The sequence below is a fragment of the Streptomyces sp. 2114.4 genome (genome assembly GCF_900187385.1).
In the GTDB taxonomy this organism is placed as follows: domain Bacteria; phylum Actinomycetota; class Actinomycetes; order Streptomycetales; family Streptomycetaceae; genus Streptomyces; species Streptomyces mooreae.
The window spans coordinates 3,143,896-3,164,736 of sequence record NZ_FYEY01000001.1 but is presented as its reverse complement, the minus strand read 5'-3'; the positions used below and the strand labels follow the sequence as shown (position 1 = coordinate 3,164,736).

Here is a 20,841-nt window from a genome sequence, read left to right as displayed (position 1 = left end):
GAACCGGAAAAGGGCTCGCGTCGACCCTGCGTCGCGCGACCCGTTACGGCCGCGCGAGCGCTATGTCATTGCTGCGTTCAGTGCTGACCCGGAGCTATTTTTCTCCCGAATGACCGGAGAGCTGCTTTTCGGCACCATGGACGAAGGATCCCGCCTTGATGGGCAATTGGATTCCGGCCTCCACGGCGGTCGGTACCTTTCCCTCCGGGAATTTGCCCTTCAGGAGAAAGTTGATCCCCTTCTGGCTGAGGGGGGACCGCACGCCCTCGTAGACCTTGTCGCCGAGCTTGTAGCCCCTCGTCAGACCCTGGGCCCCGGCGGCCACCTTCCCCAGTCCGCCGGCCCCGGCAATGCTCGCGGCGCGGGTGCTGATTTTGGCGCCGGCGAACGCGGACTTCGCGACACCGCCGACACCCGGGATCACCCCGAGCGCGTCGAGCCCGATCTTCCACCCCGGGGTGCCGTTGCCTCGTGCGTTGCCGATCCAGTGGCCTGCCATCGCGCCGGCGGCGCAGACCGCGGAGGCACCGGCGAGCACGGCACCCACCGCCGTTCCGGCGACCGGAATGAACTCGCAGGCGAGCGCGGCCGCGGCCAGGCCCGACGAGATGGTGGACAGCAGATCGGCGTGGTCCACCAGCCAGTCCGTGAAGGCCCGGAAGCCGGCCTTCAGGCCGTCGATCGCCTTGTTCCACCAGTGGAGGTCCGGCGGGTGGTTCTCCGAGGCCTTGAGGATCGCGCGTTCGGCTTCGCCGGCGCGGTCCTTCCACTGGGCGTAGATGCGCTCGGCGTCGCGAACGAGGTCGTCCAGCTTGTCCTGGGAGCTGTCGACCTTGTGCGTGGCCGTGTCGATGTCGGCGATGAGCTTCTTGAACGCGGGGTCCTCCGCATCCACGGTCGCCAGGTTGAGGCTGTTGTACCGCTCCGCCAGCCGGTCGTAGTGCTCTCGATTGGCCGTCACTTCCTTGCGGGTCGCCGCGGCCTCCGTCTCGATCTTTTCGGCCTTGTGCTGGAACCCCTGCAGATGGGTGTGCCAGCCCCGCAGAGCCTTGGCGCAGTCGTGCATCGATTCGCTGCCCTGGTGAAGGTACTTGGGCAGTTCGCCGAGCTTCTTCGCGAAGTTCTGCGCCGCTTCACCTTCCCACGCACCGTCGCTCTTGCCGATCGACTTGAGCATATGGTCGAGTTCGTCGAGCTGGTCGCCGACGGACTTCACATCCGAAGCGAGTGCCTGGATCTGGTCCAGATCTCCCTTGGCCGGATTGAACTTGACGCCGGGCCAGGCCGAGTCGTCTTCGATGAATATGCTGCGCCAGGACATACGTCTCCCCGTGTGATCAATCTTTGCTTCGGCAGCGCGTCGAGCCGATCAGGCTGTGCCGGTGGTTACTTCTTGCCCATCATCTTGGCGTTCTCTTCTTCGCCTGCCTTATAGGCGTCCAGCGTCAGCTTGAGCTTCTCGTGAATCTCCTTGGCGGCACCCGCGATCCGCTTGATGCCGTCACCCCACTGATCCTGGAACTCGTCACAGGCATCGTCGAGACCATCGGTGCCCAGAGTCTTCGGGCCCACCTTGTTGAGCCGGTGCTGCGCATCCCGCATGCGGTCGTCCGCATCCGCGAGCTTCTTGAGCATCGCCTGGATGCGCTCGACATCTATTTTGAAGTCTGTCGCCACGGCGCGATTCCCCCATCGCTCAGCTATTTCTTGGGTGCGACGATCCCTGATCGGCACCTTTGCTTACCGTACCGTGACCGCCCGACAGGGTGAAAGTACAGGGTTAAAGGAGGGGGAATGTGCAGCGGGGTGGCATGACAAAAATGCATGAAGAAACACACTGTGGGGTATGCCGGATATGTCGCTAGATATCGAATGCCCGGATGAGGGCGGACTGTGCGGCGGCGATCCGTGAAAGGGAGAGCGGCGTCCAGGCCCGGCGTTACGCGCCGTACAGCGCGGCCTGCGCATAGAGGAGATGCACATTCAGCAGGCCGGGGTCCGCGCGGTACCGGCCGGTGTTGAAGTCGAGAGCGGCCTTCTTCGGTCCGCCGCCGGTGAGCATGCGCCAGCGGGCGCGGTAGGGCTTGCGCCACACTGATCGGCCCGGCTGCAGGTCGCCGTTGAGAAGGTGGATCAGCGCCAGAATGACCCAGAACGGCGAGACCGCCCAGTATGCGATCCAGCCACGGATATTTCCCTTGTAGGCGACCGCGCTGCACTGCTGGACCGTGTCCTCGATGCGCCATGCCTGGCGAATCCCCAGCGGGGAACGCGCGTGGACGATCCGGCCGATGAGGTGGCCGGTTCCGTCATGCACCGCGTAAGCGGTACCCGATCCGGTGGCGCCGGCCTCGGGGGCGACGGTGCACAGGGTGTGGGAGGGCTCCGTCCCCGCCGTGAGGGTGAAGGCCGGCGCGCGGTCGTCACTGCCGCCCTGGCGGTGAACCCGGGCCAGGGGCGATTCGGCGGCAATCCGCCCATTTCCCGTTTGGAGAGCCCCCCATGCCTCGTGTCCGGGAAGTGCGGTGAATTGCTGCGCAAATTCTTCCTGCGAAAGGCAGAACGTTATCTCGGACATTCGGCTCGTTGCTCCCGTTCCGGATCGCCTCGACAGACGCGGTACATGACGACGGCCGACCAGTGTGTCAGACAACGATCACCCGGCGGGCCGCCCGTGAGGCGCCACCCCCGAGGGTCCAGCCCCCGACAGCCCCCGCCCCCTCCCCGCCCCTCAGTTCTTCCGATGCCCTATCAACCGAGGCCTCGCCTCCAGGTTGCCCAGGCCGTGCCAGGCCAGGTTCACCAGATGGGCCGCCACCTCGGCCTTCTTCGGCTTGCGGGTGTCCACCCACCACTGGCCGGTCAGCGCGACCATGCCGACCAGGGCCTGGGCGTAGAGCGGGGCCAGCTTCGGGTCAAAGCCGCGGGCCTTGAATTCCAGGCCCAGGATGTCCTCGACCTGGGTGGCGATATCGCTGATGAGGGAGGCGAACGTGCCTGTGGACTGGGCCACCGGGGAATCGCGGACCAGGATGCGGAAGCCGTCGGTGAAGGTCTCGATGTAATCGAGCAGCGCGAACGCCGCCTGTTCGAGGAGTTCGCGGGGGTGGCCGGCGGTCAGTGCGCCGGTCACCATGTCCAGCAGCTGCCGCATCTCGCGGTCCACGACCACTGCGTACAGGCCCTCCTTGCCGCCGAAGTGCTCGTAGACCACCGGCTTGGAGACCCCGGCCTTCGCCGCGATCTCCTCCACCGAGGTGCCCTCGTAGCCCCGCTCGGCAAAGAGCGTGCGACCGATGTCCAGCAGCTGCTCCCGGCGCTCCGCACCGGTCATCCGGACCCGGCGGGCCCGCCGCGTGCCCGCGGCCGGGGAGGGCTTGCCCTTGCTGTTGCTCGCGCTGCTGCTGTCGATCGCCACCCGTCAATCATGCCTTCCCCGTCTACCGCCGGGACGTACCCCCGGCGGCGGGCTCCGCGCGTCGGGCATCGATACGGGACGCGTCCGGCCACCGGACGTCGTACGCCCAGCCCGCCTTCTCGAACCAGCGGATCAGCCGGGCGCTGGAATCCAGCTGCCCCTTCATCACCCCGTGCCGGGCACAGGTGGGGTCCGCGTGGTGCAGGTTGTGCCAGGACTCACCGCAGGACAGGACGGCCAGCCACCAGACGTTGCCCGACCGGTCGCGGGACTTGAAGGGGCGCTTGCCCACCGCGTGGCAGATGGAGTTGATCGACCAGGTGACGTGGTGCAGCAGCGCCACGCGGACCAGGGAGCCCCAGAAGAACGCGGTCAGCGCGCCCTGCCAGGACCAGGTCGCCAGACCGCCCACCAGCGGCGGGATCAGCAGCGACACCGTCGTCCACAGGACGAACTGGCGGGAGACCGTACGGATCGCCTCGTCCCTGATCAGGTCGGGTGCGTACTTCTGCTGCGGGGTCTGCTCCTCGTCGAACATCCAGCCGATGTGCGCCCACCACAGGCCCTTCATCAGAGCCGGCACCGTCTCGCCGAAGCGCCACGGGGAGTGCGGGTCGCCCTCGGCGTCGGAGAACTTGTGGTGCTTGCGGTGATCCGCCACCCAGCGCACCAGCGGCCCCTCCACCGCCAGCGAGCCCATGATCGCCAGCGCGATCCGCAGCGGCCGCTTCGCCTTGAACGAACCGTGCGTGAAGTAGCGGTGGAAGCCGATCGTGATGCCGTGGCAGCCGATGTAGTACATCGCCACCATCAGCCCCAGATCCAGCCAGCTCACCCCCCAGCCCCAGGCCAGCGGGACCGCGGCGACCAGCGCCACGAACGGGACGGTGATGAAGAGCAGCAGCGTGATCTGCTCGACCGACCTGCGCTGCTCGCCACCCAGCGTCGCGGACGGCGCCGCGGCGTCAGCGGCCGGGCCGGCGGAGGAACCGGCAGGCATCGGGGGATCTTCAACGGCTTCGGAACCAGCGGTCATGGTGTCCCTCGTCGGGGGCTCGGGGGCACGGCTACGGCTACGGAACCGTAACCTACGGTCTCGTAAGTATGGCAGTGCCACCGTCGTGGGCAAGGCCGTGACAGGCGCCACACCTACCCCCTGTGACGCATCTGCCCACCCAGCGGACGGTGTGATCTGCTGATGCTGGGCAGACCTATCCTGGGGACGTCGGACAGCGCGGTCCGCAACCCGCCCGCATCAGACCTGCCCACCCGTCGCCGCCGGCACCTCTCCCATGAGCCGCGGTACGACGCCCCTGATCGCTGCAAGGAGCCGCACCAGTGAGCAGTGCCGACAACACTCCAGCCGAGATCGCGCCCATCGAGAGCCTCGACCCCGGCCCGAGCGACAACATCGCCCTGCGCGCCGACATCCGCCGCCTCGGCGACCTCCTCGGCGAAACCCTGGTCCGCCAGGAAGGCCCGGAGCTCCTCGACCTCGTCGAGCGGGTCCGCGCCCTGACCCGCTCCGACGGCGAAGCCGCCGCCCGGCTCCTGGGCGACACCGACCTGGCCACCGCCGCCAAGCTGGTGCGCGCCTTCTCCACGTACTTCCACCTCGCCAACGTCACCGAGCAGGTGCACCGCGGCCGGGAGCTCGGCGCCCGGCGCGCCGCCGAGGGCAGCATCCTCGCCCGCACCGCCGACATGCTCAAGGACGCCGACCCCGAGCACCTGAAGGCGACCGCCCGCAACCTCGGCGTGCGCCCGGTCTTCACCGCGCACCCCACCGAGGCCGCCCGCCGCTCCGTCCTCACCAAGCTCCGCAAGGTCGCCGAGCTGCTGGACAGCCCCGACGCCGAGCGCCGCCGCGCCGACCTCCGCCTCGCCGAGAACATCGACCTCATCTGGCAGACCGACGAGCTGCGCGTCGCCCGCCCGGAGCCCACCGACGAGGCCCGCAACGCCATCTACTACCTCGACGAGCTGGGCCGCGGCGCCGTCGGCGACGTCCTCGAAGACCTCGCCGCCGAGCTGGAGCGGGCCGGCACCGAGCTGCCCGCCGGCACCCGCCCGCTCACCTTCGGCACCTGGATCGGCGGCGACCGCGACGGCAACCCCAACGTCACCCCGCAGGTCACCTGGGACGTCCTGCTCCTCCAGCACGAGCACGGCATCACCGACGCCCTGGAGCACGTCGACGAACTGCGCGGCGCGCTGTCCAACTCCATCCGCAACTGCGGCGCCACCGACGAACTGCTGGAATCCCTCCAGCACGACCTCGACCTCCTCCCCGAGATCAGCCCCCGCTACAAGCGGCTGAACAGCGAGGAGCCCTACCGCCTCAAGGCGACCTGCATCCGCCAGAAGCTCGTCAACACCCGCGAACGCCTCGCCGGCGACACCCCCCACGTCCCCGGCCGCGACTACCTCGGCACCGTGGAACTCCTCGACGACCTGGCCCTCATCCAGACCTCGCTGCGCGAACACCGCGGCGGCCTGGTCGCCGACGGCCGCCTGGAGCGCACCCTGCGCACCATCGCCGCCTTCGGCCTGCAGCTCGCCACCATGGACGTCCGCGAGCACGCCGACGCCCACCACCACGCCCTCGGCCAGCTCTTCGACCGCCTCGGCGAGGAATCCTGGCGCTACGCGGACATGCCGCGCGACTACCGCCGCAAGCTCCTCGCCAAGGAACTGCGCTCCCGCCGCCCGCTGGCCCCCACCCCGGCCCCGCTCGACGAGGCCGGCGCCAAGACCCTCGGCGTCTTCCGCACCATCGGCAAGGCCAAGGAGACCTTCGGCCCCGAGGTCATCGAGTCCTACATCATCTCCATGTGCGCCGGCTCCGACGACGTCTTCGCCGCCGCCGTCCTTGCCCGCGAGGCCGGACTGATCGACCTGCACGCCGGCTGGGCCAAGATCGGCATCGTCCCGCTCCTGGAAACCACCGACGAGCTGAAGATCGCCGACCAGCTGCTCGACGAGATGCTCGCCGACCCCTCCTACCGGCGCCTGGTCGCCCTGCGCGGCGACGTCCAGGAGGTCATGCTCGGCTACTCCGACTCCTCCAAGTTCGGCGGCATCACCACCTCCCAATGGGAGATCCACCGCGCCCAGCGCCTGCTGCGCGACGTGGCCCACCGGCACGGCGTACGGCTGCGCCTCTTCCACGGCCGCGGCGGCACCGTCGGCCGCGGCGGCGGCCCCTCCCACGACGCGATCCTCGCCCAGCCCTACGGCACCCTCGAAGGCGAGATCAAGGTCACCGAACAGGGCGAGGTCATCTCCGACAAGTACCTGGTGCCGTCCCTGGCACGGGAGAACCTGGAACTGACGGTCGCCGCCACCCTCCAGGCCTCCGCCCTGCACACCGCCCCCCGGCAGTCCGACGAGGCACTGGCCCGCTGGGACGCCGCCATGGAAACCGTCTCCGAGGCGGCCCACGGCTCCTACCGGCGCCTGGTCGAGGACCCCGACCTGCCCGCGTACTTCTTCGCCTCCACCCCCGTCGACCAGCTCGCCGAGCTCCACCTCGGCTCGCGCCCCTCGCGCCGCCCCGACTCCGGCGCCGGCCTCGACGGACTGCGCGCCATCCCGTGGGTCTTCGGCTGGACCCAGTCCCGCCAGATCGTCCCCGGCTGGTACGGCGTCGGCACCGGCCTCAAGGCCGCCCGGGAAGCCGGACTCGACAGCGTCCTGGACGAGATGGCCGAACACTGGCACTTCTTCCGCAACTTCCTGTCCAACGTCACCATGACGCTGGCCAAGACCGACCTGCGGATCGCCCAGCACTACGTCGACACCCTCGTGCCCGACGAGCTCAAGCACGTCTTCGACGTCATCAAGGCCGAGCACGAGCTCACCGTCGCCGAGGTCCTGCGGGTCACCGGGGAGAAGACCCTCCTCGACTCCAACCCGGTCCTCAAGCAGACCTTCCACATCCGCGACGCCTACCTCGACCCGATCTCCTACCTCCAGGTCTCGCTGCTGGACCGCCAGCGCAGCGCCGCCGAGCGCGGCGAGGAGCCGGACCCGGTCCTCGCCCGCGCCCTGCTGCTCACCGTCAACGGCGTCGCCGCCGGACTGCGCAACACCGGCTGACACCACCCGGCCGGACACACGACGGCGGCCCGCCCTCTCCACCGAGAGGGCGGGCCGCCGTCGTACCGCCCACAGCCGTACCGCCCACAGGCTTACCGCCTACAGCGCAGCGAACGCCGCGCCCAACAACACCGCCCCCAACAACCCCATCACCCACGCCGTACGGCGCAGCCGCATCCCCCCGGCCACCACCAGCGCCGCCAACAGCAACGCCCCCGCGAACGGCACCCACGCATGCAGGATCCCGGCCGCCCCGGTCCGCACCGCACGCGCCGTCCCCGGCTCGACCGTCACCTCGACCCGCTCGCCCTTGCCGCCCGCCGCCGCCTGTGCGATCGTCACCCGCGACCGCGGCCGGCCATCGCCCCCCGTCGGCACATACGAGCCGGTGCACCGCTCCGCCGCACACGACGACACCGTCATCATTCCGCGCTCCCGCGCCTTGACGAGCATCGCGTACTGCGCCGTGTGCCACGACGTCCACACCCCCGCCACCAGCAGGAGCAGCGCCAGCAGACCCATCACCCCGGTCCTGGCCAGCAGCAGCGCACCGTAAGCGCTCTCACCGACCCGCCGGGTACGACTCCGTCTGACCGCTTTGGTGCGCGTACTGCTTCGGGGCATGGCGGCGATCCTTGGCCATAACCCGCACCCGGTCAACCTCCCACAACGGTTCGTCAGAGCCTGACCCCCGCTGTCCCATTCAGGAGTTGTACGTACTCTGCGCCCGTTCCAGACCGTCCACGATCAGCGTCTCGACCGCATCCGCCGCACGGTCCACGAAATAATCCAGCTCGCGCCGCTCCGCCGACGAAAAATCCTTCAGCACGAAATCCGCGACCTGCATACGGCCCGGCGGACGCCCGATCCCGAACCGCACCCGGTGGTACTCCGCACCCAGCGATTTCGTGATCGACTTCAGACCGTTGTGACCGTTGTCACCGCCACCCAGCTTCAGCCGCAACGCACCGTAATCGATATCCAACTCATCATGAATCGCAATGATGTTGCCGACCGGCACCTTGTAGAAATCCCGCAACGCCGTCGTCGGCCCACCCGACAGATTCATGAACGACAACGGCTTCGCCACCACGACACGGCGACTCGACGGACCTGGCGCACCACAACGCCCCTCCACCACCTGCGCCCGCGCCTTGTGCGCCTTGAAACGGCCCCCCATCCGCTCCGCCAGCAAATCCGCCACCATGAAACCCACATTGTGGCGATTACGCGCATACTCCGGGCCCGGATTACCCAGCCCCACCACCAGCCACGGATCAGCGTCCGTCATCTCAGCCACTCCCACATCCGCCGGCAACCCCGCACCGGCCCCGACCGCAACTGCCCATGAAACAGGCCAACCGCCACCCCGCGCCCCAAGGCGCGCGGCAGCGGCTGGACCACTCGCCGAGAAAACCCCTCAGCGAAAAACGACTCAGGCCTCGGCGCCTTCGCCCTCGCCCTCGGCCTCCTCGGCCGGAGCCTCGGCCTGCGCCGCGACAACCTGCAGCACGACCGCGTCCTCGTCCACGGCCAGCGCCGAACCCGACGGCAGCGTGACGTCCTTGGCCAGCACCGAAGCGCCCGCGTCCAGGCCCTGGACGGAAATCGTGACCGACTCCGGGATGTGGGTGGCCTCGGCCTCGATCGGCAGCGCGTTCAGCACGTGCTCCAGCACGAGCTGGCCCGGCGCCAGGTCGCCCTCGACGTGGATCGGAATCTCGACGGAGACCTTCTCGCCCTTCTTCACGGCCAGGAAGTCCACGTGCACCAGGAACTGGCGGATCGCCTCACGCTGCACGGCCTTGGGGATGACCAGCTCGGTCTTGCCCTCGAAGTCCAGACGGATCAGGGCGTTCGGCGTCTTCAGCGCCATCATCAGCGCGTGGTTGTTGATCGCCACGTGCTGCGGCTCGGCACCGTGACCGTAGATGACAGCCGGAACCAGGTCGGCGCGGCGCGCACGACGGGCGGCACCCTTACCGAAGTCGGTACGAACCTGGGCGGCGAGCTTGACCTCAGCCATAACGGCACTCCTCGTATTGCAGAAAACATCTGGTGGGCGTTACCCGGCCCACGACAGACCTGCTACGAAGAGCGCGTCGATAACGGACAGCCACCACAAAAGGGCGGCCTCCCTCGCCGAGCAACTCGATGAGTCTACCCGGCCGGAAGGCCGCCCCAAAGTCGATCAGCCCCGGGCCGGCTCACAGGCCCGCCCGGAGCCTGCGCTCACTGCTCCTCGAAGAGGCTCGTCACCGAGCCGTCCTCGAACACCTCACGGATCGCGCGGGCGATCGTCGGCGCCATCGACAGCACCGTGATCTTGTCCAGCTCCAGCTCCGAAGGCGTCGGCAGCGTATTCGTGAACACGAACTCGCTCACCTTCGAATTCTTCAGCCGGTCCGCCGCCGGACCCGACAGCACACCGTGCGTCGCCGTCACGATCACATCCGACGCACCATTCGCGAACAGCGCATCCGCCGCCGCACAGATCGTGCCACCGGTGTCGATCATGTCGTCGACCAGGACACACACCCGGTCCTTCACATCGCCGACGACCTCATGCACGGTGACCTGGTTCGCCACGTCCTTGTCACGCCGCTTGTGGACGATCGCCAGCGGCGCACCGAGGCGGTCGCACCAGCGGTCCGCGACCCGCACCCGGCCGGCGTCCGGCGAGACCACCGTCAGCTTGTCGCGGTCCACCTTCGCGCCCACGTAGTCCGCAAGGACCGGCAGCGCGAAAAGGTGATCCACCGGGCCGTCGAAGAAGCCCATGATCTGGTCCGTGTGCAGATCCACGGTCACCACACGGTCCGCACCCGCGGTCGCCATCAAATCCGCGATCAGCCGCGCCGAAATCGGCTCACGGCCACGGTGCTTCTTGTCCTGCCGCGCATAGCCGTAGAACGGAACGATCACCGTGATGCTCCGGGCCGAAGCCCGCTTCAGCGCGTCGATCATGATGAGCTGTTCCATGATCCACTTATTGATCGGAGCCGTGTGGCTCTGAATCAAAAAGCAGTCCGCGCCACGCGCCGACTCCTGATAGCGGACATAGATCTCACCATTGGCGAAGTCGAAAGCCTTCGTCGGGACCAGGCCCACACCCAGCTGGTGCGCGACCTCCTCGGCAAGCTCGGGGTGGGCGCGGCCGGAGAAGAGCATCAGCTTCTTCTCGCCGGTCGTCTTGATCCCGGTCACAGCAAATCTCCTCGAATCACAGTTTGCGTGCGCTCAACAAAGGTACGCCCCGCACGGCGCACCTCTTGCACGGTCACCGCTCGCCCTCGGCATCCTGGCGAGCAGCCGAAGCCGCCTGCGCGGCGGCGCTTCCGGGCCGCTTCCGCGCGACCCAACCCTCGATATTCCGCTGCTGGCCACGCGCGACCGCCAGCGAACCCGGGGGCACATCCTTGGTGATGACCGAGCCCGCCGCCGTATAAGCGCCGTCCCCGACCGTGACCGGAGCCACAAACATGTTGTCCGACCCCGTCTTGCAATGCGACCCGACCGTCGTGTGGTGTTTTGCCTCACCGTCGTAGTTCACAAAGACACTCGCCGCACCGATATTGGTGAACTCACCGATCGTCGCATCTCCCACATACGAAAGATGCGGCACCTTCGTGCCCTCGCCGATCGACGCGTTCTTCATCTCCACATACGTGCCGGCCTTCGCCTTCGGACCCAGATCCGTCCCCGGCCGCAGATACGCATACGGGCCGACACTCGCACCCTCACCGATCCGCGCACCCTCGGCCACCGTGAACGACGCCACCGCGCCCGCGCCCACCGACGTGTCCGTCAGCCGGGACTGCGGACCCACCTCGGCGCCCGTGGCGACATGCGTGGCACCCCGCAGCTCCGTGAACGGGTGCACCGTCGCGTCCGGCTCGAACGTCACCGACACATCCACCCACGTCGACGCCGGATCCACCACCGTCACACCTGCCAGCATCGCCCGCTCCAGCAGCCGGTCGTTCAGCAGCCGCCGCGCCTGCGCCAGCTGCACCCGGTTGTTGATCCCCAGGATCTCCCGGTGGTCGGCGGACACCGCCGCACCGACCCGGTGCCCCGCCTCCCGCACGATCCCCAGCACGTCGGTCAGGTACTCCTCGCCCTGGCTGTTGTCCGTACGGACCTTGCCGAGCGCGTCCACCAGGAGCTGCGCGTCAAAGGCGAAAACCCCCGAGTTGATCTCCCGGATCGCGCGCTGGCCCGCGGTGGCGTCCTTGTGCTCGACGATCGCGGTCACCGCGCCGGTACCCGCCTCGCGCACGATGCGCCCGTAGCCGGTGGAGTCCGGGACCTCGGCGGACAGCACGGTCACGGCATTGCCGTCCGCCGCATGGGTGTCGCCGAGCAGCCGCAGGGTCTCGCCGGTCAGCAGCGGGGTGTCGCCGCAGACGACGATGACGGTGCCGTCGAGGGCGACACCGCTGTTGCTCAGCTCTTCCAGGGCGGTACGGACCGCGTGGCCGGTGCCCTTCTGCTCGTGCTGCACGGCGGTGCGGGCGGCCGGGTCGACCTCGGCCAGATGCGCCTGCACCTGCTCACGGGCATGGCCGACGACCACGACGAGATGCTCGGGATCCAGCTCTCGGGAGGCGGCGACGACATGTCCGACGAGGGAGCGGCCGCAGAGGGCGTGCAGGACCTTGGGGGTCGCCGACTTCATGCGGGTGCCCTCACCCGCTGCGAGAACGACGACGGCTGCCGGGCGGTTGGCGCTCACGGGGATGCCCTTCGGCTTCTTGGCTACTTCGGGTGGTGGTCACCCGAAGGATACCGGTGCGTATAGCAGCCGAAACGCGGGCGGGTCCTGACTTGGTGGTCAGGACCCGGAAAATTGCCCATTCGATCGAGGCTCCCCCGAGAGGACTCGAACCTCTAATGGTCGGACCAAAACCGACAGTGTTGCCCATTACACCACGGGGGATGATAGAGCGGGTTAAACCGGACATTCCGTCAGGCTGATCGCTCGGCACCCAACACTATGCCGTACCACCAGCCTTCGATGCGACGGTATAGCTCCGCGCTTTGCGAAACATGGATCATCAGGCAGCCGTGGTAGTTCTCCCCGACGTTCTTGCGGACCGTCTTGGGGTTGTGCCGCTTGAGTGTGGTCTTGCCGAAGGCCGGCGGCTCGGCGCCCGTGATGCCGGCCCAGAAGCGCTCCGCGGCCCCTGTGTCAGCCGACTCGTGGATGTGTACGTAGAAGCGCAGCCGCTCATCGTTCACGCCCAGCAGGCGGAGCCATGCGAGGTAGACCCGGATCATGTCGGGGTCGCTGTTGATGAAGATGGCACGTTCGCTGAGGCGGTACGGCTTGCTCTTGCTGCCCTCGGACCAGTACAGGCCGACGCCGATCAGGAAGAGCTCCCGGTCGGTGAGCTCGCCGATCTCGCGGGTCGCGGCCTGTTTCGTCCGCTGCCGCTCCTCCTCGCGCCGCTTGAGTGTCGCCTCCCAGCCGCGGCGGGCGATGGCCGAGGCCTCTTCGGGGGTGCGGGGCGGCGGTTTCGGCAGGTCCCGTACCCACAGTGAGATCGAACTCTTCGAGCAGCCCAGTTCGACCTGGATCTCGTCGTAGGTCCTGCCCTCCTTCCGTAGCTCGCGGGCCCGTTCGCGGAGGTCGTCCTTGGCGTTCGGGCGGCGGGTCCAGTCGGGGGCGGGGGTGCCGTCGAGGAGGCGGTTGAGGATGTCGTTGTTGTGGACGTGGAGGCGGTCGCGGATCTGGCGGCGGCTGAGGCCGGCGCGGCGCAGGGCGATGGCTTGGGGGCGTAACGCCTCGTAGTCGGGAGGGTGGCGATGGGTGTTCGGCATGGGAACAGGGTGCCGCGGCCAGGTATGCGGAAGGGGCGAAAATATGGGCGATTCAACAGTTCGAGCGATAACCAGCGGTAAGGGCTGGTAATGGGCCTGGTCTATGACCGGTAACGGGGCGGGGGACCGGGGGCCGGCGCCCGTAGGCTGGGCGGTATGACCGCGACGGGGGCAAGTGAAGGTGTGGGCGCGCGGGGTGCGCCGGTGGAGGGGCCGTGGTGGTGGGCCCGGTGGCGGAGTGCGGCGCTGGATGTGTTCCTGGCGGCGGCTTCGGCAGTGGAGTGTGTGGCGGAGGGGATCGGTGCCGCGCACGAGGCGCAGGTGCCCGTGCTGCTGGGGGTCGTGCTCGGCCTGCTGGCCGGGCCGGTGCTGCTGGTGCGCCGGCGGTGGCCCGTGGTGGTGGTGCTGGTCTCGATCGCGGTGATGCCCGCGGAGATGGGCGGGCTGCTGAGCGTGGTGGGGCTGTACACGCTGGCCGCGTCGGATGTGCCGCGCAGGATTACGGCCCTGTTGGCGGGCATGACCGTGGCGGGGACGTTGATGACGACGTTCCTCAGCCTGCGGGAGGACGTCGCGGCGCAGCAGGACTTCCATCCGCCGATGTGGTTCGTGCCGTTGATAGCGCTGGCGGTGGGGCTGGTGCTGACGGCGCCGCCGGTGCTGTGGGGGCTGTACATCGCGGCCCGGCGGCGGCTGGTGGAGAGCTTGCGGGAGCGGGCGGACGGTCTGGAGCGGGAGCTGTCGTTGCTGGCGGACCGGGCCGAGGAGCGGGCCGAGTGGGCCCGTAACGAGGAGCGGACCCGGATCGCGCGCGAGATGCACGACGTGGTCGCGCACCGGGTGAGTCTGATGGTGGTGCATGCGGCCGCGCTCCAGGCGGTGGCGCTCAAGGATCCGGAGAAGGCCTCGAAGAACGCGGGGCTGGTGGGCGACATGGGGCGCCAGGCGCTTACGGAGCTGCGGGAGATGCTGGGGGTGTTGCGTACGGCCGAGGGGTCGGCGGGGCGTGGCGCTGCGGCCTCGGGCGCGCCGGAGCGGCTGGCGGCGGTGGCCTCGCAGGCGGGGGCGAAGGCGACGGGGCAGGCGCGGGTGTCCGAGCCGTCCGCGGACGGGGCGTCGGCGTCGTCCGCGGTGGCCGATGGCTCCGGCCCCGGGGCGGCGGCGTCGCCGGTGTCCGGGGCGGGGGACGCGGATGCCGAGGGGCCGTGTCTGACGGAGCTGGCGGATCTGGTGGGCCAGTCCCGGGCGGCCGGGATGGCGGTCGAGCTGACGGTGGACGGGCCTGCCGAGGAGGCGGCCGCGGAGGACGGGCCCGCGGGGGAGGGGGCGCCGGCCGTGGCCGGGCGCCGGTATGCGGCGCGGGTGGAGCGGACCGTGTACCGCGTGGTGCAGGAGGCGCTCACGAATGTGCACAAGCATGCGCCGGGCGCGCGGGCGCGGGTGCGGCTGGCGCACCGGGACGGCGAGCTCGCCGTGCAGGTGGAGAACGGGCCCTGCGAGGGCGGCGCGGCCGATGCGGGGCTGCCGAGCGGCGGCAACGGCCTGGTGGGGATGCGGGAGCGGGTGACGGCGCTGGGCGGCGTGTTCGTCTCGGGGCCGACGGAGGCGGGGGGGTTCCGGGTGTCAGCGGTGCTCCCGGCCGCAAGGCCGGCCATCGACTGAGCGGGTCGCCTTCGGCGGGAGCGGGGTGGGGTGGGTTGTGGGGTGGGGCCCCGGCTGGGTGGTGGGGGGCGGGTTGGGGGCCTCCGGGGTGGGTGTTCGGACTGCTTCGCTTTACGTCCGAACACCCACCCCTCCGGCCCCGCCCCCGCCGGAGGCGGGAAAAGAACCCGGGAAAACCGCGGCGTCAGCCGTACGCCGTGAAGGCGAGCCGACTAGGCCTCGTCCCCAGCACCAGCGTGCCGAGCGCGCTGTCGAGGTCGGGGCCCAGGTACCAGTCGCCGGTGTGGTCGAGGCTGTAGACGCGGCCTTCGGCGTCGATGGCGAGGGTGGCCTGGCCGTAGGTGGTGCCGTTGGTGGTGAGTTCTTCGCGGCCGAGGGGGGCCACGTCGGTCTCCAGTGCGCGGCCGAGGTCGCCGAGGGTGCGGGCGAGGTGGAGCCCGTGCAGGGGGTTGATGGCGAACGGGGTGGGGGCGATGTGGCGCCCGGGGCCGGGGCCGGCGATGCGCAGGTCGCCGAATTCGGCCCAGGCCTCGACGGCGGCGGCGAAGACGGTGTGGCGGTGGCCGGCGGGGGAGACGTGGGCGCGGAGGGTGTCGGCCCAGTGTTCGGCCTGCTGTATGTCCCAGCGGCCGGGTTGCCAGCCGGCTTCCTGGAGGGCGACGTCGACGGCGGCGGGGAAGCGGGTCGAGTCGGCGCGGTCGTGGGCCGGGGTGCGGGGGCCGGGGGTGGTGGGCGGCATGGTGGCGGTCAGCTTCCTGTGGGCGCGGTGCCGCTGATGGGCATGACGCCGAAGTGGGCGAGGAGTGCGTCGCAGGAGCGACAGGGCGGGGCGTAGCTGCCGTGCTGGGGGTCGCCGTCCTCGCGGATGTGGCGTGCGGTGATCTTGGAGTGTTTCAGGGAGCGGCGGGCTTCGCCATTGGTGAGGGGTTTGCGGGAGGCGCGTTTGCCGCGGTTGCCCTCGACGGCGGTGAGGTGACGGGAGAGCAGGACGGCTTCGGGGCAGCGCCCGGTGAAACGTTCGCGCTGTGCGGTGGCGAGGGCGTCGAGGAAGTCCTGGACCAGCGGGTGCAGCGCGGGGGGCTGTTCGGCCTTGCTCGCGGTGCAGGTGAGGGTTTGTCCGCGTACGGACAGGGCGGCGCCGATGGTGGGGAGGATGCCGTCGCGGCGGTGGTGGAGGGCGGGCGCGCGATGGTCGTCGGTGATGCCGCTCCAGCCGATGCGTGGGTCGCCGGCGGCGGTGCGGGGATCGCCTGCGGCTGAGTTGTGGTGGCGTGCGGTGGTGCTCATGGTGGTGCTTTCCCTCCCCGAATCCCCGTGGTGCTGGGGGTCTCCCCGCCAAAGGTGGGGGAGGGTCAGCCTGCCAAATGTGCTGGGTGTTGCGGTAGTCGGGCGGCCTGTCGGCGATGTCACGGTGAGCTGACGGGGCGTCGGGCGCGGCGGAACCGGGCTGGTGGGCGGGGTGGTGCGCGGGGGGCTCGGGGGTGGTGTGCCGGTGGGTGACGCCGGTGTGTCGCGGGGCTGACGTGTGGGGGCAGGCGGGCGGGGGCGGGTGTTGCGGTACGGCATAGGCTGTGCCCCAAAGCCAGCTTCAGCCAGGGGGCAACCGCGATGACGACAGGTCGGCAAGGGCTGGGGGCACACCCCGGCCCCCAGGTGGTGGGAGGTACCGCCCCACCGAATGCGGCCTATGCCGGACAGGTCGTGCATTTTCCGGACCCGGTCCGCGCCACGCGGTACCCCGCCGGGGTGCGGATGGACGCCCGCGGTTTCCCGGAGTTCTCGCCGTACGCCCGCGCCGCGGCGGAGATCGCCGAGCCGCCGGAGGGGTTCGGCGTCGATGAGCTGCGGCTGACGGACTATGTGTCGGCGAACGCGGCCCTGCACGCGCAGGGGCACGAGCTGTGGATAGATGTGCCGGCCGTGGCGACGCCGCACGGCTGGACCTGGCATCACGTGGCCGGTACCCGGCGGATGGAGCTGATCCCGGTCGAGGTGAAGGCGCTGTTGCGTCATCACGGCGGGCTGGCGACGGCCGCGGTGGCGCACGACCGGCGTGGTACCCGGCCGCTGCAGGAGACCCGGCCGGCGCATTTCGGGCTGCCGCACCGTGATCTGTCGGTGGGTGAGGAGCAGGTGGCGCAGGCCGAGGAGGCGTTGGGCTATCGGCTGCCGGGTGCCTACCGCTCGTTCCTGAAGGCGGCGGGCGGCTGCGCTCCGGTGGGCGCGGCGCTGGACGCGGAGTTGGGGCTGCTGGTCGACCAGCCGTTCTTCACGGTGCGCGATGACGCGGCGGTCAACGACCTGCTCTATGTGAACAAGTGCCTGCGGGACCACTTCACCAAGGACTACCTGGGCGTGGCGTTCGTCCAGGGTGGTGTGATCGCGGTGAAGGTGCGCGGCGAGGCGCTGGGTTCGGTGTGGTTCTGCCCGTACGACGATGCGCGGGATCAGGACGGCTGGACGGTGCAGGAGCGGGTGGAGCGGCTGCTGTTGCCCTGCGGCGCGGATTTCGATGACTTTCTGCAGCGGCTGGTGGGCAATCCGCCGGAGCTGGACACCGTGGCGAACCTGATGGTCGACGGCGGTTTTGCGTACGCGGTTGCGGTGGGGAGCTGAGCACGGTGGTGACGTTCGCGCAGGCGCAGGAGCGCGCGGAGCTGTGGGTGAACGGTGAGGTCCCGGCGCCGATGCATCGTGAGGTGCGGGTGCGGGAGTTCGATCTGGGCTTCGTGGCCTGGGCCGAGGACCGGGAGGGTGGTCCGTCGACGGATGGCGGACGGGCCCGGATGGTGATCGCGCGGGACAGTGGGGAGACGACGCTGTGGCCGGGGCTGCCGGTGGGTGAGGTGATCCGGCGTTACGAGGAGGCGTACGGCGCCCCCGCGGACGGCGGGTACGGCGCGGCCGAGGCGCCGCCGCAGCGGATCGACCTGGAGGCCACGTCGTTTCTGCTGACGCCGCCGGAGTGGCTGCAGGAGGCGGCGGACACGATCGGCGGGCCGGGCCGGCGGGGGGCCGGGGGTACGGGTGCCGGGAGTACGGGTGCCGGGGGTGCGGGCGCCGCGGGTGCTGCGGGTGCGGCGCCGGCGGCTTCCCCGGCGGTTTCCCCCGAGGCTTCTCCGTCGCCCGCGCCCGCGCCCGCGTCCGATGCCGCGCCCGCGTCCGCTGCCGCGCCGTCGGCTTCGGACGCCTGGGCGGGCGTGAACGTCAACGGCGCCGAGGGCGCGGCCGCCCCCGCGGGTGAGGAGGCGCCGGGGGCGCCGACGCCGTGGGCCGGGGCGGACACGACCGCCGGCGCGGGGGGCGAGGACCGCTCGGTGGGGCTGCCCGCGACGGTCTTCGCGCCGCCGCTGGCCGGTTTCGACGAGGAGGACGACGCCCCGCAGGTGCCCCGTGCCCGGCCGGAGGCGAAGACCGAACTGCTGCACGGCGGCAGTCAGTTGCCGCGTACGCAGGTGGCGCCCGCGCTGGACCTGCCGGACCAGGCCGGGCCCATTGCCGGGCCCGGTGCGGGTCCCGGGGCAGGCCCCGGGGCCGGTCCCGCGGCCGGTCGGACGCGCCCGGCCGGCGGGCCGGAAGGCGTCCCCCTGCCGCCGCCGATGCCTGCCGCGCCGCCCGCCGCCGCGGGGCTGCCGGATCTGCCGCCGCCGTCCGGCCCGCCGGTCGTCGACGTACCGCCGCCGCCGGGTGCCGCTGCGCCCGGTCCCGGGACGCCGCCCGCGCCGCCCGCGCCGCCCGTGCGCGGCGGGGACGCCGGGGTGCATGCCGCGGCGACGATGCTGGCCGATGGTGCGTCCCTGCCCGGTAACGCCGCCGCCGGTCCGCCGCCGCCTCCCGGCGTGTCCCATCCCGCCGCTACGGGCGACGCCGGGGCGCGCCCGTCCGGCGGGCCCGCGGCGCCCGGTCCCGGTGCGTCCGGCGCCCCGGCCGGTGGCTACGTACCGACGCAGATGGTCTCGCAGCTGGATGCGGCGGAGCTGGATCTCAGTGCGGTGGACGGGCCGGGCGGGACGGGTGCGACTGGTGGCCCCGACGGGGCCGGCGCTTCCGGTTCCGCTTCCCCTTCCGGCGGCACGGGATCCCCCGCCGCGGGTGGTACCGGTGGCGGTGGGGTGCATGCCGCGGCGACGATGCTCGCCGACGGTGCGTCGCTGCAGGCCGGTCTCGCGGGTGCCGGCGGTCCGGGTGCCCACGGGCCGGGCGGCGGAACCGGTGGCCCCGGTGTGCCGCCGCCCGCGCCTCCCGGCCCGCCCGGTGCGCCCAAGCCTCCCGGCCCGCCCGGCAGGCCCACCGCGTCCGCGGGCGGCCGGGGCTCCGGCAGCCCGGACGGCCCGCCTCCGCCGCCGCCCTCCGCACCACCCGCCGCGGGTGGCGCCGGTGGCGGTGGGGTGCATGCCGCGGCGACGATGCTCGCCGACGGTGCGTCGTTGCAGGCCGGTTTCGCGGGTGCCGGCGGGGCGGGCGCCCACGGGCCCGGTGGCGGTACCGGTGGCCCCGGTATGCCGCCGCCGGCCGGCCCCGTCGCCCCGCCCCAGGCGCCGCCCGGCCGGCCCGCGCCCCCGCAGGGACCGCCCGGAGCCCAGCAGGGCCCCGGCGGCAGTGGCGCGTACGGCTATCCGCAGGCGCCCAGCGGTCAGCCGACCGTGGGACCGGGCTATATGGCCGTACTGAGCTATCGCGCGCCGGACGGCTCCGAGCAGAAGATCGTGCGCCGCTCGGCGCCCGGCACGCCGCATCCGGAGTGGCAGCTGCTGCACGAGCTGCGCGGGATGAACGTTCCCCCGCAGCAGGTGCTGGAGCTGCACACGGAGCTGGAGTGCTGCGATCTGCCGGGTGGCTACTGCGCCCGGATGATCCGGGAAACCTGGCCGCAGGTGCGGATCAGCCACACCGCCGCCTACGGCAGGGACCATGCCTCGCGCCAGCAGGGCGTACGGCATCTCGTCGAGCATCAGGGCGAGTTGCACCAGGTCGCGGACGGTCCGGCGCGGCCGGCGCCGGTGCGGGTGCCGTTGCCGCATCCGTCGCAGGTGCAGCCGGTGCCCCCGGTGCCGCCGCAGGCGATCGGACAGGAGCTGGAGCAGGCGTTCGGGCCGCAGGGGATCTTCCGTTTCGATCAGCGGGCGGTCTCCCGGCACGGCGTGCCCGAGGTGGTGGCGCAGACGCTGGTGTGGTCCGGGCTGCCGGTCGACTTCGGGCCGTTCTTCTGGGCGCAGGCGCAGCCGGGCCGTCCGGTGCCGACGCTGGCGGAGCTGGCGGCGGAGCGGATGGTGCAGCCCGCCTCGGATGCCGGGTCGTATCTGGTGATGGGCAATGACTTCGGCCGTCAGCTGTGTGTGCAGTACGGGACCGCGCACATCGTGGCGGTGCCGATGGAGGCCGGCCTTGGCGGTGCGCCCGCGACGCCGCAGTTCGTGAACTCCGGTCTGCCGGAGTTCGTGCGCGCTCTGGCGATGCTGGGGCGGATGTGGCGGCTGCGGTACGGGCTGACGCCCGAGCAGGCGGGCCGCTGGACCGTCGACTTCCAGGCGCAGCTGGTCGCCCTGGACCCGCCGGCGCTGGGTTCGCCGGAGACCTGGTGGTCGGTGCTGCTGGAGCAGATGTGGGACGGGCTGCTGTAGGGGCGGTGACGGCGCTCCCCGGGGGGCGGCGGGCTCCGCGGTAGCGGCATGGTCAGGGCGTTCGACGAGCGGGACGCGTCGGGTGCCCCGACCATGCGTATATGGGCCGTCCGATACCCCCGTTGTCGCAGCCGCCGTCGTCGACGCCGGCGACGCGGTACCGGGCGGGGCGCCCGCGCTGGTGGCACCGGCGGCGGACGGCCAGGTCGCTGC

17 protein-coding genes and 1 tRNA gene are annotated in these 20,841 nt (G+C 70.9%); 4 read left to right on the top strand and 14 right to left on the bottom strand.

Annotated elements, in window-relative coordinates:
- Positions 1-94: 94 nt before the first annotated feature.
- The 5 genes from CFW40_RS13640 to CFW40_RS13620 all read right to left on the bottom strand — a co-directional run bounded on the left by CFW40_RS13640 (position 95) and on the right by CFW40_RS13620 (position 4,454).
- On the bottom strand, positions 95-1,321 hold the full coding sequence (locus CFW40_RS13640) for a putative T7SS-secreted protein (RefSeq protein WP_256331482.1): 1,227 nt from the start codon (positions 1,319-1,321) through the stop codon (positions 95-97).
- Between the two features lie 65 nt (positions 1,322-1,386).
- Complete coding sequence (locus CFW40_RS13635; protein WP_176956506.1) at positions 1,387-1,677, bottom strand: WXG100 family type VII secretion target; 291 nt, start codon at positions 1,675-1,677, stop codon at positions 1,387-1,389.
- 262 nt (positions 1,678-1,939) lie between these two features.
- Positions 1,940-2,578 (bottom strand): hypothetical protein, encoded by a 639-nt coding sequence (locus CFW40_RS13630; RefSeq protein ID WP_088798065.1) that lies wholly within the window; start codon positions 2,576-2,578, stop codon positions 1,940-1,942.
- Positions 2,579-2,731: 153 nt separating this feature from the next.
- Entirely contained in the window at positions 2,732-3,418 is a 687-nt protein-coding gene (locus CFW40_RS13625; RefSeq protein ID WP_088798063.1) for a TetR/AcrR family transcriptional regulator, read from the bottom strand.
- A gap of 22 nt (positions 3,419-3,440) precedes the next feature.
- Positions 3,441-4,454 (bottom strand): acyl-CoA desaturase, encoded by a 1,014-nt coding sequence (locus tag CFW40_RS13620; protein WP_371127296.1) that lies wholly within the window; start codon positions 4,452-4,454, stop codon positions 3,441-3,443.
- A 341-nt stretch (positions 4,455-4,795) separates the two neighbouring features.
- Between CFW40_RS13620 and ppc the strand changes: the two genes are divergently transcribed.
- Positions 4,796-7,519 (top strand): phosphoenolpyruvate carboxylase, encoded by a 2,724-nt coding sequence (ppc, locus tag CFW40_RS13615; RefSeq protein WP_088802100.1) that lies wholly within the window; start codon positions 4,796-4,798, stop codon positions 7,517-7,519.
- 99 nt (positions 7,520-7,618) lie between these two features.
- Here ppc and CFW40_RS13610 read toward each other — a convergent pair whose 3' ends face one another.
- The 7 genes from CFW40_RS13610 to CFW40_RS13580 form a co-directional block, all read right to left on the bottom strand.
- Positions 7,619-8,143, bottom strand: a complete 525-nt coding sequence (locus CFW40_RS13610) for a hypothetical protein (RefSeq protein ID WP_088798059.1) — start codon at positions 8,141-8,143, stop codon at positions 7,619-7,621.
- Positions 8,144-8,222: 79 nt separating this feature from the next.
- The gene (pth, locus tag CFW40_RS13605) at positions 8,223-8,810 is read right to left on the bottom strand and encodes an aminoacyl-tRNA hydrolase (RefSeq protein WP_088802099.1); all 588 of its coding nucleotides are present in this window, start codon (positions 8,808-8,810) and stop codon (positions 8,223-8,225) included.
- Between the two features lie 144 nt (positions 8,811-8,954).
- On the bottom strand, positions 8,955-9,545 hold the full coding sequence (locus CFW40_RS13600) for a 50S ribosomal protein L25/general stress protein Ctc (RefSeq protein WP_088798057.1): 591 nt from the start codon (positions 9,543-9,545) through the stop codon (positions 8,955-8,957).
- Positions 9,546-9,751: 206 nt separating this feature from the next.
- The gene (locus tag CFW40_RS13595) at positions 9,752-10,726 is read right to left on the bottom strand and encodes a ribose-phosphate diphosphokinase (protein ID WP_088798055.1); all 975 of its coding nucleotides are present in this window, start codon (positions 10,724-10,726) and stop codon (positions 9,752-9,754) included.
- 73 nt (positions 10,727-10,799) lie between these two features.
- Complete coding sequence (gene glmU, locus CFW40_RS13590; RefSeq protein ID WP_088798053.1) at positions 10,800-12,257, bottom strand: bifunctional UDP-N-acetylglucosamine diphosphorylase/glucosamine-1-phosphate N-acetyltransferase GlmU; 1,458 nt, start codon at positions 12,255-12,257, stop codon at positions 10,800-10,802.
- A 132-nt stretch (positions 12,258-12,389) separates the two neighbouring features.
- Positions 12,390-12,461 (bottom strand) — tRNA-Gln (locus CFW40_RS13585).
- A 29-nt stretch (positions 12,462-12,490) separates the two neighbouring features.
- The gene (locus tag CFW40_RS13580; RefSeq protein ID WP_088798052.1) at positions 12,491-13,345 is read right to left on the bottom strand and encodes a hypothetical protein; all 855 of its coding nucleotides are present in this window, start codon (positions 13,343-13,345) and stop codon (positions 12,491-12,493) included.
- Between the two features lie 156 nt (positions 13,346-13,501).
- On the opposite strand from CFW40_RS13580, the gene CFW40_RS13575 reads away from it, so the two are divergent.
- On the top strand, positions 13,502-15,007 hold the full coding sequence (locus CFW40_RS13575; protein WP_088798050.1) for a sensor histidine kinase: 1,506 nt from the start codon (positions 13,502-13,504) through the stop codon (positions 15,005-15,007).
- 184 nt (positions 15,008-15,191) lie between these two features.
- Here the strand turns inward: CFW40_RS13575 and CFW40_RS13570 are convergent, their stop codons facing one another.
- A complete protein-coding gene (locus CFW40_RS13570) occupies positions 15,192-15,746 on the bottom strand; it encodes an SUKH-3 domain-containing protein (RefSeq protein ID WP_088798048.1) in 555 nt (184 codons plus the stop codon).
- 8 nt (positions 15,747-15,754) lie between these two features.
- Positions 15,755-16,294: a YwqJ-related putative deaminase gene (locus CFW40_RS13565; protein ID WP_088798046.1), complete on the bottom strand. Its 540-nt coding sequence runs from the start codon at positions 16,292-16,294 to the stop codon at positions 15,755-15,757.
- Positions 16,295-16,615: 321 nt separating this feature from the next.
- Here CFW40_RS13565 and CFW40_RS13560 point away from each other — a divergent pair, with 321 nt between their 5' ends.
- Together CFW40_RS13560 and CFW40_RS13555 are read left to right on the top strand one after the other, a co-directional pair.
- Complete coding sequence (locus CFW40_RS13560) at positions 16,616-17,623, top strand: SMI1/KNR4 family protein (RefSeq protein WP_088798044.1); 1,008 nt, start codon at positions 16,616-16,618, stop codon at positions 17,621-17,623.
- A gap of 5 nt (positions 17,624-17,628) precedes the next feature.
- Positions 17,629-20,628, top strand: coding sequence for an SUKH-4 family immunity protein (locus CFW40_RS13555; protein ID WP_176956507.1), 3,000 nt, complete (start codon positions 17,629-17,631; stop codon positions 20,626-20,628).
- The last annotated feature ends 213 nt before the right edge of the window (positions 20,629-20,841 follow it).

Coding starts and splice junctions, on each gene's coding strand:
- CFW40_RS13640 (WP_256331482.1), bottom strand. CDS start 1,321: ATGTCCTGGCGCAGCATATTCATCGAAGACGACTCGGCCTGGCCCGGC.
- CFW40_RS13630 (WP_088798065.1), bottom strand. CDS start 2,578: ATGTCCGAGATAACGTTCTGCCTTTCGCAGGAAGAATTTGCGCAGCAA.
- CFW40_RS13620 (WP_371127296.1), bottom strand. CDS start 4,454: ATGACCGCTGGTTCCGAAGCCGTTGAAGATCCCCCGATGCCTGCCGGT.
- CFW40_RS13610 (WP_088798059.1), bottom strand. CDS start 8,143: ATGCCCCGAAGCAGTACGCGCACCAAAGCGGTCAGACGGAGTCGTACC.
- pth (WP_088802099.1), bottom strand. CDS start 8,810: ATGACGGACGCTGATCCGTGGCTGGTGGTGGGGCTGGGTAATCCGGGC.
- CFW40_RS13600 (WP_088798057.1), bottom strand. CDS start 9,545: ATGGCTGAGGTCAAGCTCGCCGCCCAGGTTCGTACCGACTTCGGTAAG.
- CFW40_RS13580 (WP_088798052.1), bottom strand. CDS start 13,345: ATGCCGAACACCCATCGCCACCCTCCCGACTACGAGGCGTTACGCCCC.
- CFW40_RS13575 (WP_088798050.1), top strand. CDS start 13,502: ATGACCGCGACGGGGGCAAGTGAAGGTGTGGGCGCGCGGGGTGCGCCG.
- CFW40_RS13570 (WP_088798048.1), bottom strand. CDS start 15,746: ATGCCGCCCACCACCCCCGGCCCCCGCACCCCGGCCCACGACCGCGCC.
- CFW40_RS13565 (WP_088798046.1), bottom strand. CDS start 16,294: ATGAGCACCACCGCACGCCACCACAACTCAGCCGCAGGCGATCCCCGC.
- CFW40_RS13560 (WP_088798044.1), top strand. CDS start 16,616: ATGACGACAGGTCGGCAAGGGCTGGGGGCACACCCCGGCCCCCAGGTG.